This is a genomic window from Streptomyces sp. BK340, from assembly GCF_007827595.1.
Lineage (GTDB): Bacteria > Actinomycetota > Actinomycetes > Streptomycetales > Streptomycetaceae > Streptomyces.
The window spans coordinates 1-15,222 of record NZ_VISR01000016.1; the positions used below are offsets into that span (position 1 = coordinate 1).

A 15,222-nucleotide genomic window follows, 5' to 3' on the forward strand; every position below is an offset into this window, starting at 1 on the left:
GGGAACGGCGAGCCGACATCCACGAAGCCTTCCTCAAACTCGCCTGCTGCCTCATCACCCACCGACAACTGGGCTCATTGTGTTAGCCGTTGTAACTGCGTGACAACGCCGACGGACGGCGGCGGACACCTGCGCACACCTACGAACCATCACAGCAGGTGAGAGGCACACCGGCCCAAGGTCGAACCTCCGCCCAAGTTGCTTCGGGACGAAGGGGTCGTCAGCCAAGATCTCACCGCCACGCTTCTACCAGCGCGACTTGCTGCGGTCGACGGCCTGGCAGCGTGGCTGAGGCTGGTGGGGGTGCGGCATGCCACACGCGTGCATGGTCGGTCGGTGCGCCCGCCGTCGCGGCTGACAGTCGCCGGCTGAGGTACAGACGGTCATACGGAAGGTGCCCGCCACCAGCTGAGCCGGCGAAGGTGTTGGGCCGTTGGGCCAGCTGATCCCACCAAGCTCGAGACCCTCATGACATGCCGGCCCCACATGCCAGGTGACCTCACCCGCCGCCGAAACCTGCAGCGGACACCTATGGACGTCTCTGCAGCTTCTCGACATGATGGTTGGTCACCCCTTCCACAGAGTGACCTAGGCAGGGGTGGCCCACAGTCGTCCCCTCGCCTCAGATTCACCTTGCACACAGAAGCTCCACAATCAGCGACGAGGGGATATCTTCATCATCCAACCGTCTTGGACTGGAAGGGCAGGACCAAGTACCACATGGCGTACGACCTCGCGCCTCCTGAGCCCGTTGGGATGGTGGCTTCCCTTAGTTCTCTGGGCTACTCACTGCCGGACGCCATCGCGGACTTGGTGGACAACAGCGTCTCGGCTAGGGCAGAGACGATCGATGTGGAGTTCACGTGGAACGGGCCCTCATCGTGGATAGCCGTGGTCGACGACGGTCATGGCATGTCGGAGGAGGCCTTGGTCACCGCGATGACCGTCGCGGCCCGCTGGTCAGCCACGGACCGCACGTCCAAGGATCTGGGCCGGTACGGAATGGGGCTGAAGTCGGCTTCTTTCTCCCAGTGCCGCCTGCTGACGGTCTGCACCGCGGAGGCCGACGGCCCTTGGCGCTCGCGAACATGGGACCTGGACGTGGTTGAACAGACCGGTCAGTGGCGGTTGCTCCGACAGCCGCCGGCCGAGGCCGAGAAGGCCATGGAGCAACTCACCGCCGGGCGGTCCGTCGGCACGATAGTGCTGTGGCACCGGCTCGCCGGGTACGGAGAGATCACCGCCGCCGATCGCAAGACTCAACGGCAGTTCTACGACGAGACCGAGAAGGTCCGCGGCCACCTCGGTCTCGTCTTCGCCCGGTTCCTCTCCGGCTCGGCCGCGTTGACGTTGCGTGTCACGGGCTTGGCCGTCGAGCCGTGGGACCCGTTTCTGTCCAACCACCCGTCGGTGCTGCATCACCCGGTGGAGAAGCTGCCACTCGAGGGGCACAAGGTCAGGGTCGAGCCGTACATACTCCCGGGACTGCAGCGGCTGACCCCTGCCGAGTCGGAACGTGCCGGAGGACCCAAGGGGTGGCTTCGGCAGCAGGGTTTCTACGTGTACCGCCGGAACCGTCTGATTCTGGCCGGGAGTTGGTTGGGCATACGCGGGCTTCGGCGCGAGGAGAAGTACAACCTGGCCCGCATCGCCGTCGACATCCCCGCGGAGACCGACGCCCAGTGGCAGGTTGATGTCCGGAAGGCGACAGTGGTGCCGCCGGTCGTACTTCGCCAGCATCTTCAGCGTATAGCGCGCACGGTTCGGTCCGCCGCAGCCGAGACCGTCCGCAACCGGGGTCAGATAGCGGCACGGCAGCGCGCCGAGAATCTCTCATTCGCGTGGAACGTACGGCGGGACGAGAACATGGTCCACTGCCGAATCAACCGAAAGCACCCCTTGGTGGAGGCGGTACTACGTGAGGGGGGCGGCGATCCGGGGAACATCCGGGCGCTGCTGCGGTTGCTGGAGGAGACGGTACCCGTGCCGGCGCTGCGTGTGCTGCACGAGACCGACACAGCAGATGACCCTGAACCCTTCGGTGGTCCGGGGAGGGCCACCGAGGAGGCGATCAAGGTGGCCCAGCGCATGTTCGATGTACTTGTCGCCCAAGGCCGCTCTCCGCATGAGGCACGACAGGTCATCCGCACAACGCAACCATTCGACCAGCTGGATGGATTCTGGAACAAGTGACCGCCCGGGGTAGGGCGCACTCTGCTGTTCCCGTCCGTCAAGTTACAGATCTCCAGGGGGAGGAACTCGTGGATCCGGCGGTCATCAAGGATCTGTCCTATGCGCTGAAGGTGGCCATCCAGTTTCTGCCGGAAGACCGGCAGGCTACTTCGGACGAGGTGACCAAGGCTGTTGAGACGGCCAGGATGGTCGCCGGCCTCAACGGCGTGACGGTGGAGGCAGCCGATCTACGCAAGCTCGTAGAGTCCCGCACCACCATCTTTCAGGAGAGCTCAGCAGGGCTGAGTGACAGTGAGAACCACGTCCGGTGGCTGCCCGATGCCAAGAACGACCGTTCGTGGCCCTTCTGGACCCGGTACGAACGCTTCCTGAAGCATTCGCGAGGCATGCCGCTCCAGGTAGTGAACAGCATCGACCGGACGACGGACGAGGTCCTCGGGGAGCTGGAGGATCCGCACCGACCCGGTTCTTGGCGTCGGATGGGGCTGGTGATCGGCCAGGTGCAGTCCGGGAAGACTGGCCAGTTCATCGGTCTGGCGGCGAAGGCTGCCGACGCCGGATACCGACTGATCGTCGTCTTCGCCGGTGTCCTCAACGATCTTCGTGCCCAGACCCAGCTCCGCATCGACGAGGGCTTGCTGGGCTTCGACACCCAGTACCAGCTCCGGTCCGACCAAGAGGGTGCCGACCGTTACATCGGCGTCGGCGCCATGGCTGGTGAGCCTCGCCTTCACGTCGCTTCGCTGACCAACAGCACCGAGAAGGGTGACTTCGACCGGAAGACCGCCTCCAAGGCGAACCTGCCGATCGGCAACTTCCCGGTCGTTCTCGTGATCAAGAAGCATCCGAAGATCATCGACTACCTGCGTACCTGGGTCACGGAGGTCCACGGCGTCGAGGACCCCAAGACGGGTCGCAAGATAGTGCAGGACATTCCGCTCTTCGTCATCGACGACGAGGCCGACAACGCGTCCGTGAACACGGCCGGTGACGGCGCTGACCCCACCAGTATCAACGCCGCCATACGCAAGCTGCTGACCAGTTTCGACAAGTCGTCCTACGTGGGCTACACCGCGACCCCCTACGCGAACATCTACATAGACCCGGATGCTGACCACGACAGCCTCGGCGGCGACCTGTTCCCCGAGAGCTTCATCCGAACGCTGCGAGCGCCGTCCAACTACCTCGGCCCGGAGCGCCTGTTCGGTCTGCGCGCCTACGCGGAAGAAGAGGACATCGACCCACTGCCGCTGGTGCGTCATGTCGACGACACCGACAAGTGGGTCCCCGAAAAACACAAGTCCGGCTTCACGGTGACCGCCGAGTTGCCGGATTCGTTGCGACGCGCCGTCCACTCCTTCGTGCTGACCTGCGCCGCCCGCCGTGCGCGGGGGCAGGTGGACGTCCACAACTCGATGCTGGTGCACGTCACACGCTTCACCAAGGTCCAGGGGCAGGTCCGAGATCAGATCGACGACTACGTGAGGCTGCTCCGGAGCGGCCTGAGGGACCGCTACGGAGAGGCGTCTCGTGCGCACATGAACGAACTGCGGCGCTTGTGGGAGGAGGACTTCGAGCCCACTACCGCCTTCTTCACCGCGGACGAAGCCGAACGGCTGTCCTGGGAGCAGACCGCCGCCGAAATTCTGCCCGCGATCCAGAAGCTCGAGGTGAAGGCCATCAACGGGGTGGCCAAGGACGTACTCGACTACTACTCGAACCGGCACACAGGCATGTACGTCATCGCTGTCGGCGGGCAGAAGCTGTCGCGTGGCCTCACCCTCGAGGGTCTATCGGTGAGCTACTACCTGCGTTTCGCCAAGACCTACGACACCCTGCTGCAGATGGGCCGCTGGTTCGGATACCGACCCGGCTACGAGGACCTCTGCCGGCTTCACACGACCACGCAGTTGGTGGCGGCCTACGAGGAGATCACAGCCGCGACCGACGAACTCCGCCGGGACATCGAGGAGATGGCGGCGATTGGCCTCACTCCTCGTGAGTTCGGTCTCAAGGTGCGCACTTCCTCCCTGGGTCTGAGCATCACAGCCGCCAACAAGATGCGTCAGGGCACGCGGGTGCGGCTCAGCTTCTCCGGCGAACTCGCAGAGACGACCATCTTCCCTGTCACCAACGGGGAGCCGAAGCACAACTTCGACAGCCTGCAGACATTCGTCGGCACCCTCCTGGCGCAGACCCCCCCGGAGGTCGACCCCAAGACTGGCAGTCTCGTGTGGTCAGAGGTCCCGGCAGAGGTGGTCGCGTCCGGCTTCTTCGACCCCTACAAGTCCGCGCCGGAGGCGAACCGGATCCGTCCGGACGCCATCTCTGCCTACATCCAGCAGTGCGCCAAAGCTGGGGAGCTCGGCCGGTGGACCGTCCGGATCGTCTCCCGCCGGGGAGCGGACATGCCCGTCGACCTCGCGGGACACACTCTGGGCGCGGTCACACGAGCGGCCTCCAAGACCGCGCGCCCGGACCCCACGAAGCACACCATCAAGCGCATCCTGAACCCCAAGGACGAGTCGCTCGACCTCGACCCGGAGCAGTACAAGGCCGCTTGGGAGGCGACGAAAAAAGCCGCCGAGGGGCGCAAGAACCGCAACGGAGAACCGCTCGCACCTACCCTGCCCACGGGTGAGCCTCTTCGCTGGCAGCGTCGCCCCGACCAGGCTCACCTGCTCATCTACATGATGGAGCCGCCGCAGGCGAACCCCGACATCCCCTTGATCGGGTTCGCCGCCAGCTTCCCTTTCTCCAAGGCCCACACTGCGACCGAGTACGTCGTGAATGCTCCATGGTGGAAGGACGACTCGGACGATCTCAGCGACGAGGACGGGGCCGAGGACGCGTGATCGACGAATCACTGTGGCAGGAGCTGGAGGCACCACAGCCGGACCGAGGGCGCTCCACCCGGCGGTTGTTCCCCGAGAGCGGGCACGACATCCATGTGGGCGTGTCCCACCCGGGAGGGCAACGCATGCTGCTGCTGAGAGGTGGTTCACGAGCGGTCGACCGTGCGCGCCCCCTCTTTGTCGGCCTGCGGGAGACTCACGGCCTGAGCCTGTCCTGCAGTTCGGTGAGCAGCCGTGAGTTCGAGCTCCAGATATCCCTGACCGCCGGCGAACTGCGGGAGGTTTTCACCCCTCTCGCGGAAGACATCGCGCGTACCTCGAAGGACGCGTCGTCGGAAACCGTCCTCGAGCGGGCGGTCCGACGGTTCACGCACTGGCAGCAGCTCATGCGCAGTGTCGGATCCCAGGGCCTGGGCAGAGAGGCCCGGCTGGGGCTCTACGGGGAGCTGCGCTACCTTCGTACCCACCTGCTCACTACCATCCCGACGCGTGCGGCGGTGGAGGCGTGGACCGGGCCAGAGGGTAGCAACCAGGACTTCCAGCTCCCGTCCGTCGCGATCGAGGTCAAAACGACCGCCAAGAAGAACCCGAGCACCGTCCGGATCGCCAACGAACGGCAACTCGACGATCGTGGTATCGGCCGCCTGGTGCTCGTACACCTGGCTCTCGACGAGCGCCGAGGTGGGCTCGGCGAGAGCCTCAACTCAGTCGTGGACGACATCCGTATCGCCGCCAGCGGCACATCGGCATCCGCCCTGTTCGAGCACCGTCTGCTCCAGTCCGGCTATTTGCCGCACCAGCGGGACCTCTACGATGAACCGCGTTACACACTGCGTCACGCCGACCTGTGGACCGTCGGCAAGGGATTCCCGCGCATCGTGGAGGCCGACCTGCCCGACGGGGTCGGCAACTGCGCCTACGACATCAGCGTCACCGCGCTTGAGAAGCACCGCACCACGACCGAAGAGGTCACCGAAGTAATCAGAGGTACTGATGGCTGAGCTGCCCCTTGCCGACTACGCCCGTACGCTCACGGGCGACATACAGACCTTGGCAGAAGCGGAGGACGGCTCCATCCCGAAGACGTTCACCCGTTGGGTTCTGGAGCAGTTGGAGGAGTCCGGCTTCGTCTCCAACATGACCGTCGCCTACCACAGCGGGCACGGTGTCATGGTGTACGGCTTCGGGTACAGCGACGACCGCTCGGTCCTCGACCTCTACACCACAGTCTTCAGCCTCGAACCCATGGTCGACAGGCTGACCAAGGCGGACGTGACAAAGCACTACCGCAGGCTGCTCGCCTTCCTGCAGAAGGCCGGCAGCATCCGGGGCAACTTCGATCAGCCCACCGAGGTGCACCAACTGTGCGAGGGCGTCGAGAAGCTGCTTTCCAACGCCTCCAAGGTGCGCCTCTTCCTGTTCAGCAACTGCGAGTCGGCGGCCCGCACGCAGCCGGAGCCCACTGACTTCCAGGGCCTCCCCGTCGAGCATCACCTCTGGGACCTGGCCCGGATCTACCGTCAGCAGACGTCCGGTGCCGCCAGCGAGCCGATCGTTGTGGAGTTCGACCCGCCGATCAACTGCCTGTCGGTGCAGAGCATCGAGCCCAATCTTTCGGTCACCCTCGCCGTCGTTCCCGGACGCCATCTCGCCGAGCTGTACGAGGAGCACCGCACGCGTCTTCTCGAACTCAACGTGCGCGCGTTCCTGCAGGCCCGTACTGCGGTCAACCGGGGTATCCGCCTCACCCTGCTCAATGAACCGGGGCGGTTCCTGGCCTACAACAACGGAATCACGGCGACGGCGACCGACGCGACGTTCGTCGAGGACGCCGAAGGCAGGCGCGTCGGCATCCGCAGTCTCACTGGTCTCCAGATCGTGAACGGCGGGCAGACCACCGCCACCCTCCACCACGTCTTCAAGCGGGACAAGAGGGATCTGGACGGTGTCAGCGTCCAGATGAAGCTGACGCTGATGGGTTCGGACGACCTGATGGAAATTGTCCCGAGCATCTCGCAGTACTCGAATACCCAGAACAAGGTCACTCTGGTCGATCTCTCGGCCAACGACAAGTTCCAGGTCGAATTCGAACGGGTCAGCCGCACCCTGTGGGCGCCACCAACCACCCCCGGCGGTCCGCAGACACGCTGGTTCTACGAGCGGGCCCGTGGCTCGTACGCCGTGGAAGAGGCGAAGCACACAGCACCCGCAGCACGGCGCAAGTTCAAGGCCGAGAACCCGGCCTCCCAACGATTCGCCAAGTCTGACCTGGCCAAGTTCGTCAACGCGTGGAACGGGTTGCCGCACCTGGTAAGCCGTGGAGCGCAGAAGAACTTCGCCGCCTTCCAGGCTGAAACCAAGAAGCAGCCCCCAGTCATCGATGCGGACTACTGTCGCCGAACGGTCGCCATGGGCATCCTCTTCAAGGCGGTCGACAAGGTAGCCAAGGTCCACGACGCAGGAAGCCACAAGGCTCTGATCACGGCCTACACGATGGCCCGCCTCTGCGTGGAGACCGAGCGGCGCATCGACCTCGACCGCATCTGGCGAGAGCAGAAGGTGAGTGATGCGGTCGTCCAGGCCGCCGACGATCTTTGTCTTCTGATCATGGACATGGTTATCCAGGAGGGCAAGCTTGTCACCGAGTGGGCGAAGAGCAGCAAGTGCTGGGAAGAGGTTTCTGGCATCCCTTGGACCGTTCCGGACGAACTGGCCGAGGAGCTGCTGGCGCGGCCCGTAGAGTTCGCGGTGGACACTCGGGAGGAAGAGGAGGAGCAGCTCTCCCGGCTCAAGCAGATCCAGCTGAGGGAGTGGGAGATGCTGGCCGACTGGGCGCGGGAGACACGCGCCCTGGAGCTGGCCGAGCAGCAAATCGCCACTACGATCGCCGCCAAGCTGGCGACCGACAGCACCATCACCCCGGCCCAGGTCAGGAAGGCACTCGAGGTGTACGACAACGCGATCGAAGAGGGCTTCACCGCGTTCGCGCCATAGGACGGTGCGTGAGGGCTCGCTTACGGGACGAAGAGCGCTTTAGGAGCAGGCCCTCGCCAACCTTGATCGGGACGTGACCTGCCGTCGTCCTCCTCGATGGCGGCCTGGCTGTACAGATCGTCCGCCAGGGCTTGCCGACGCAGTGCTCGCCCAGCGGGCACCTCGCGCGGCCGGGCTGGCTGACTTTGCAGTACGCGGTGCAATCACGCCGAAGAGCGGCCGTACGAAGCAACGAGCCCTTGCCAGCGCCGACGCGGAGGAAGGCGACGCCGCATCGTGAGAAGCTCCCTGGAAGTGGGCCCAACAGGCACGTGCCTTGGAGCTCTCCGAGCAGCAGCTTGTGGTGACGATCGCCGCGGGCTGACCCTCGAAGACGAGATCAGGTCTCCGCAACTAGGGCCGACCCTGGAAATCCGCAGGCAGGCGCTCGGTGTCGGCCTCAGTTCTGCTCGCTATCTCTCCCAGGGCCCCATGGCTGGAGCCGACCCCGTACGGCGGGATGCAGCGACCCTTCCTCTAGCGGGTCCGAGGATGGCGTCGGGTGCGGACAGCGCGGTCCCGCCGCCCCGTCCGAAGTAGCAAAGGTAACCTGTGCTGGTGTTTTCTCAGGAGGCGTCATGACGGAGATCGCGGAATCGCCGCGCAGCCCATACAAGGTGAAGCTGGTACGGGGCCCGTTCGTCCGTCTGGAACCGCACCCGGAGGAGTGTGGGGATGAGGAGGCCTTCCTGGCCTACGCCGAGCGGCTACGTTCGGAGGGAAAGCGGCTGGCAGCGGACCTGTTCTGCGGAGCTGGCGGTCTGAGTTACGGCCTGGAGTCCGCCGGGTTCCGCGTCGTTCTGTCTGCCGATCATGACCGTGAGGCCTTGGAGACGCACCGGCACCACTTCGGTGGATTGACCTTGGACTGGGATCTCGGCGATCCGGAGCGGGTCAAGCGTGTTGCCGAGCTAGTGGCTCAGGCCGGCGTCACCTTGCTCGCCGGGGGGCCGCCATGCCAGCCGTTCTCAAAGGCGGGACGCTACAAGATCCGGCATCGTGTTCGAGAAGGGCAGCGTGACCCTTACGACGAGCGCCGTGACCTGTGGCGCTCGTTCTTGGAGGTTATCCGTCTCGCGCTACCGCCTGCTGTCGTCATGGAGAACGTGCCGGATATGGCACTCGACCGTGAGATGTTCATTCTGCGGACGATGGTCCACGAATTGGAGTCCCTCGGGTACGCCGTGGAGGAACGTGTTGTTGATACTTGGCGCTATGGGGTACCGCAGTTCCGGCAGCGACTGATACTAGTAGCCCTTCGCGAAGGACATCACTTCACGTGGCCTGATGAGACCCCGGACAAGGTCACGGTGTGGAACGCCATCGGCGATCTGCCTGAGGTCGAGGGCGGTTGGCGCCCAGAGGGCGGAGCCGAGGGATGGAAGGAGTACGAGGAACCCCTCACGCGCTTCCAGAAGAAGATGCGCGAACAAGTGCCGAGCACGGACACGGGCAAAGTCTTCGACCACATCACACGACCGGTTCGAAAGGACGACGAGCTCGCTTTCGAGTCCATGTCAACAAGCACGCGATACTCGGACCTCCCCGACGAGATGAAGCGATATCGGGACGACATCTTCCGGGACAAGTACAAACGCCTCGACGAGAACGGCCTGTCGCGGACTATCACCGCGCATATCGCCAAGGACGGCTACTGGTACATCCATCCTCGGCAGAACCGAACACTGACAGTGCGAGAAGCGGCCCGCTTGCAGACGTTTCCGGATAAATTCCGCTTTGCAGGACCCCCCTCGGCTGCATTCCGGCAGGTCGGCAACGCGGTTCCCCCGTTTCTAGGCGAGCACCTCGGCAGTGCGGTCATGGCCGCCTTGGACGATGCGCGACCTGCCGCTCCTACGACGCAGAAAATCGCAGAGACTTTGGCGAACTGGTTTACAAGCCTGGCGCATCGCAATCTGCCATGGCTGACAGCATCGTCACGTTGGCAGGTCGTCTCTGCCGAGATCCTGCTGGACAGGATGCCGCCCCAGCAATCTCGCTCCTTGTGGCCGCTGTTGAAGCGCTGGTCCACACCTGCTGACACGCTTGCCGCGGAGACCGAACTTCGTGAGATTTCCAAGTGGATCAGTCGCGAGCGTCGTGGTGAACAACTTCTCGCCGTGGCCACCGAGCTCGTCGGAGCTCCTCATGTGCTCTCCGATGACGAGTTGTTGTCCAGTATCGCCGGCATCAGTCAGGTCGTGGCCGACTTGGCTATTCTCACCGTCCCAGTGAGCGATGACGGCGACCAGGTGGGTGAAGCGGACGATTCCGCGTCGGAAGAGCCAGTTCTCGCCCGTCAGGGGGTCCTTCGTGTTGCTGCGCGGGTGTCCGGCGAGGACGTCCACCGGCGCAATCAGCTCACCGATGGACGTCTGGCAGTGGCACGTCTGATTGGTTACGGAGCAAATGCTCGCAGCGCGCATCTGGGGCTGCTCGAGCTCGCCGCCAGCCTGTGCCGGCCCGTCGAACCCTTGTGCACCGAATGTCCGCTACAGAATCTGTGCGTTAGCTCCAAGGCCGACGAGCAGAGGCAGCAACTGCTCTACTAAGAGCGACAGGTGGCTCAGGTAATCAGCCCCAAGCCTTGGGCCACCGCAGGGGCCTCTGCCTCAAGAACAGCCACGATGCGCAGCAAAGCCGCGTACTCTCCTGCTTGCATCGAAGCGGCCCGCAGCGCTAGCCCCGCATCCTTCATCGCGGCCGCTTCCGGCGATTCGGGACCACGCCATATCGCCTGACGAGGCACACGGAAACCTGGCGTTCCCAAGTCCGCGCCTCGAGCCGTCTTGCGGTATGCCTCATCCGCTCGGCTGCACAACTCGTTAATCGGCCGCTCCAGCATCTGGCGCAGGTGAACTGGGACTGTCACGCGAACCTTGGCGACATTGATATTGAAGACACCGTCCAGGTCGGTGTCGAAGTCCAATGAGGCACGGGCCAGCTTGGTGTGTTCGTCAATACCGCGAATCCCGTTCCACCCTCCCCATTGCACAAGGCGATCCGCCCGATAGATATACAAACCCTGTTGGCGGTTCCACTTCAACGGACCCGACAGCAGCTCAAATTGCTCCAGCGAGCTGAATTGCTCCTTGGCGGGCAGAACGTACCGATTCATCCGCACAGCCCCACTGATATTCCCAACGGTTATTTCGAACCGCTGGCTGGGAAGCTCCTTCCGTGACGGCTCGTGAGGAGCAAAAGGATTCCACGGCGCAATCTTCTCACCATTCATGGTGATGACGAGTCGACGCCCGCCGGTTGTACCCTCAAGGAATCGGTGGAATACCATACCGAGATGAGCAGCCGTACGCTTGGCCAGCATGTCCAGCCTGCGACGCGCCCAACCGCCCTCGGGCCGACTTTCCGGTAGAACCCGGTCGAGCTTATCCCAGATAACGACAGTGCCAGTTCCCTCGGTGAGATACGTAAGGGCACGCTGAGGGAGGCCTTCGCGCCCAGGCTTCAGCACCAGCCACTGATCGGCCTCCGCGACCACGTCAAGATCGAGGGTGCGGACGTACAGACGGGGCAGCTTGACCGACCTTCGTGTGGCAACAGTGACAGCGCGACACTGTGACAGTGAAGCCGTTTTCAATCCCAGCCCGTAGCGCCCAAGTTCCCCTTGTTCGTAGTCCCGCCTACTGCCAAACCGGAGTGCTTCCGTCAAAGCACTTTCACTCATGCCAGCGCCGTCGTCAGCAATCAGAACGTATGACTCCGGGCCATCGAACTCTATGAAGACGTCCACATGCTCAGCACCTGCGGAAACACTGTTGTCGACGAGGTCTGCAACGGCTGCAGGAAAGTCGTACCCAATGTCCCTCAACGACTCGGTGAGGCGAGCGGCAGAGGGGGTGATGCTCTCAAACTTCGGTGGAGTCATAGATCAGGTGCCTCCGAGACGTCGACGCGGCTCTCCAGGATCCCACACACCACCATCAGGCGTGCCGTGGACGTAGGTTACGAGGGCCTTGCCCCAGTTGTGCCAGCAGCGGACACCGCTGCCGGCTGCTGGCTGCCAGCTGCCGGAGGAAGGATTCCCTTGGCCGCGGCGAAGGCGAGCATGTTCGCCTTCCACTTCAGGTGCACCACACTGGACGCCAAACATCGCGTGGACCTCAGGTCCACCTGTGCAGGAGCCATCGTCTGCAACTGGTGGTTCCACTTATCCACAAGGTCGCTCAGCCCACTGCACCTTGGCCGCCAGATACCAGCCCTCCTTGCTGACGAGCCGCGGCAAGAGCGGCGTGCAGCGCATACATGCCAAACCCGGGGGGCGGACGACGGGCTCCCTATCCAGGGCCTCACGAGGCGCCGCCTGCAAGCCAGGCCGATAGCCTATAAGCCTCGGTCGTGTTCCCGTACGTAGGTGTATGAACCTGGAGCACGATCTTACGTTCTTGTCTGTCCACGCCGCAGCCGCACGGGCCTTGACGCTGTGCGGTGGCGACGCGGACTCGGGCAACACAGGCCTCCAGACGCGCATCTCTGTTAACGCTGACTCAAGTGCCGCACGCACTCGTATCCTCCAAGTGTGGACCGCTCAGAGATCACGCCAGCAGACGTCAGCGCCCGGGCCTGGTCGTTCCTACTTACGGACGTCACTGAGCGTCAGTTCCGGGGAAACGCCGGCTATGAGGACGTGGCGGAGGAGTCATACAGCTATGACTCGACCGTCGGTAACCATCGCCGAGTGCGGGCTGGCGACTTGGTCGTGGTGCGCAGTCGTAGTGAGGCCTTGGGTGTCGGCTACATAGAGCAGTTGGACGTATTGACGGGCCAGAAAAAGGAACGGCGTCGCTGTCCGTATTGTCGGAGCACCAATTTCAAGGAACGCACCACCCAGGAAGTGCGGTACTGGTGCAGCCCTTGCCAGAAGGCCTTTCCGGCACCGATACTGGAGGTGATTTCGGTCATAGCGTATCGGGCTCATTACGGCGGCACCTGGCAACCGCTCGAAGGGTGTCTCAGCAAGGCGGATCTCGCCGAGATCACGCTAAGCAAATCGGACCAACAATCCATTAAGGCGATGGACCTAGCCCGCACACTTGCCGCAGTTGCGGCTCGTGGCATCCGCATGCCTCACGAAGGCGTAGCAAGTCGCTCGAGGTTCCAACGCCCCTCCGTGCTGATGGGAGGGCGACGGCGTACGATCGCGGCGGCACGGCGAGGTCAGGATGCCTTCCGCAAGGCCCTTGTACGCGAATACGGCATGTTTTGTGCCGTGACAGGACCGACGCCAGCTGAAGCGCTCGAGGCGGCCCACCTTCGACCGTTCGCTGTCACTGAGCAACACCACGTCGAGGAAGGGCTGTTGTTGCGTGCAGATATTCACCGTTTGTTTGATTCTGGGCTATTGGCCATTGGGCCCAATCTGCTCGTCTCTATAGCCCCTAGCCTTCTGGGGTACACGGGGTACCGTGCGCTGCATGGTACCCCGTTGCGTATACCAAAAGACGCGCCACTAAATCGTCGCGTCATAGAGGAGCACTATACAGCGACGACGGAAACGTGGTAGCTAGCCGACAGGAACCCATTGTCGGCTAGCGAATCAAGTGGGGCCTGCATACTGGTGATGCGGAACCGGTGGCCCATTAAATGTCAACGCGCAGAATCTACGCATTCTCGGACTAGGTTAATTGCGTAGCGGATCTTCTGCACCGCGTGGTCGGGAAGGGGGTCCGGGTTGAAGTGCATGAGGTCATTGCGTATCTCTCGGATCTCGTCAAGGCGATCAGTAAAGATCTTTCGGTCCAACGGCCAACCGAGCAAATCCCACGCCTTAGGGTTCCTCAGTACCCACAGGTAGTCACCGAAGGACAGATCGTCGACGCAACCGATACCGCGTGAGTTATCGGCATCGCACCACTCGATGACGCGCTCCAACTCGAAGCTGTCTGCAATGACCTGACGGAGACGCTGATCGAGCTCGCCCACGAGGAAGAAGGGTGTAGCCATGCTGCCGTAGGCCCCGGCTACGTCACTTGCCGTGACGATGCCCGCGATCTTGTTCGTCTCGTCCTTGACGAGCACGAACTCGGACTCCTCCAGGAGGGGAAGAATGTCAATCAGGTCGAGGGAGTAGGACACAACAGGTGCATCAACGACCGCATCGGCAAGCTTCGCGTCGGGGCTGACATGCCGCGTCTTGGCGATCGACTTCCAAGTGACAGCACCTCGGAGTTTGCGAGGACCTTCCAGGATCGGGATTTGCGAGAAGTCGTCGATGGCCATCATTGTGATTGCCTGCTCGAAGGTGGCTGACGGAGGCAACGAACTGACGCCAGCGAGGGCAGAGGGAAGACTACCGACAGGGAGTCCGACTTCGGGACGCTCATCCTCTGACCCAGCGGTATCCACGACCGAGGCGACGGTATCCGACTCGTCGACCGTGGGCACGTCATTGTTCGGCGGGACGATGAGATGAATGGTAGCGTCAATGGGCACCTTGTCGAAGGCGGGCGAGGTGAGCAGGCTGTGATTATCCAACTCGGCGCGGATCTGCTGAGTAATCCAGCTCCCGCGCCGCTGTGCGCCCCACCAACCCAGCAGATCACTTACAGTCAAGGATTCCGGATTTCCCGCCTCAGCTTGTTCCCTTGCGTCCTTGAGGCGCTGGTGACGCGTCCTCACCATGGTCTTCGCATCATCATCTTGCGGCTCCTGAGAGGAGCCTTCCGCGGCTGCATCGAGAAAACGCTGCCGCAGCTGATCCAGCGTTTGCCCATCGGAGAGTGCCCAGGCATGCCATCCGTCGAAGGAGCCCGTGCTCACAGCAGCAGATGCGGCGCGTGAGGGCGACCGGAACTCTCGGCCGTCCAGTAGCTTAATCCAACCGCGATTGGTAACTAGCCCGCTGTAGGACTTGCCGATTCGCGGCCGCTCAAAAGTTAGTGGCTCTCCTTCCCGAAGCAGTCCCGCATGCAGGAGGTCAGCGACAGTAACCCGCCGGCCATCGAGCTGATAGGTGGTGCGAGTAGGGGCCGACTCGGTCACTTTGCCTCTTCTCGTAGCTGGATGGTGAGACACTGCGGTCTCGGCATCAGACTAGGGTCCATGTATGCCGAACGTAGGGCTTGTGAGTACTTTGTGACTGAAGGTGTGCCGAGTCGTTCCTGTTGACTCAGCCAGCCCGACG

At 63.1% G+C, this 15,222-nt stretch carries 8 protein-coding genes; 6 read left to right on the top strand and 2 right to left on the bottom strand.

The window, feature by feature from the left end; all coding sequences use genetic code 11:
• The first annotated feature begins 720 nt into the window (after positions 1–720).
• The 5 genes from FB157_RS25800 to dcm all read left to right on the top strand — a co-directional run bounded on the left by FB157_RS25800 (position 721) and on the right by dcm (position 10,633).
• A complete protein-coding gene (locus FB157_RS25800; protein WP_145883034.1) occupies positions 721–2,193 on the top strand; it encodes an ATP-binding protein in 1,473 nt (490 codons plus the stop codon).
• A 68-nt stretch (positions 2,194–2,261) separates the two neighbouring features.
• The gene (locus FB157_RS25805; RefSeq protein ID WP_261386532.1) at positions 2,262–5,048 is read left to right on the top strand and encodes a Z1 domain-containing protein; all 2,787 of its coding nucleotides are present in this window, start codon (positions 2,262–2,264) and stop codon (positions 5,046–5,048) included.
• Entirely contained in the window at positions 4,991–6,049 is a 1,059-nt protein-coding gene (locus tag FB157_RS25810; RefSeq protein WP_145883035.1) for a PD-(D/E)XK motif protein, read from the top strand. Before FB157_RS25805 ends, FB157_RS25810 begins: the two co-directional genes overlap by 58 nt.
• Complete coding sequence (locus tag FB157_RS25815; RefSeq protein WP_145883036.1) at positions 6,042–8,042, top strand: AIPR family protein; 2,001 nt, start codon at positions 6,042–6,044, stop codon at positions 8,040–8,042. Before FB157_RS25810 ends, FB157_RS25815 begins: the two co-directional genes overlap by 8 nt.
• 617 nt (positions 8,043–8,659) lie before the next feature.
• Positions 8,660–10,633 (top strand): DNA cytosine methyltransferase, encoded by a 1,974-nt coding sequence (dcm, locus tag FB157_RS25820; protein ID WP_145883037.1) that lies wholly within the window; start codon positions 8,660–8,662, stop codon positions 10,631–10,633.
• A 14-nt stretch (positions 10,634–10,647) separates the two neighbouring features.
• Here the strand turns inward: dcm and FB157_RS25825 are convergent, their stop codons facing one another.
• Positions 10,648–11,967, bottom strand: coding sequence for an ATP-binding protein (locus FB157_RS25825; protein WP_145883038.1), 1,320 nt, complete (start codon positions 11,965–11,967; stop codon positions 10,648–10,650).
• A 651-nt stretch (positions 11,968–12,618) separates the two neighbouring features.
• On the opposite strand from FB157_RS25825, the gene FB157_RS25830 reads away from it, so the two are divergent.
• Complete coding sequence (locus tag FB157_RS25830) at positions 12,619–13,602, top strand: HNH endonuclease signature motif containing protein (RefSeq protein ID WP_145883039.1); 984 nt, start codon at positions 12,619–12,621, stop codon at positions 13,600–13,602.
• Between the two features lie 83 nt (positions 13,603–13,685).
• On the opposite strand, the gene FB157_RS25835 is transcribed toward FB157_RS25830, so the two are convergent.
• Complete coding sequence (locus FB157_RS25835) at positions 13,686–15,113, bottom strand: CBS domain-containing protein (RefSeq protein ID WP_315903838.1); 1,428 nt, start codon at positions 15,111–15,113, stop codon at positions 13,686–13,688.
• Between the last annotated feature and the right edge of the window lie 109 nt (positions 15,114–15,222).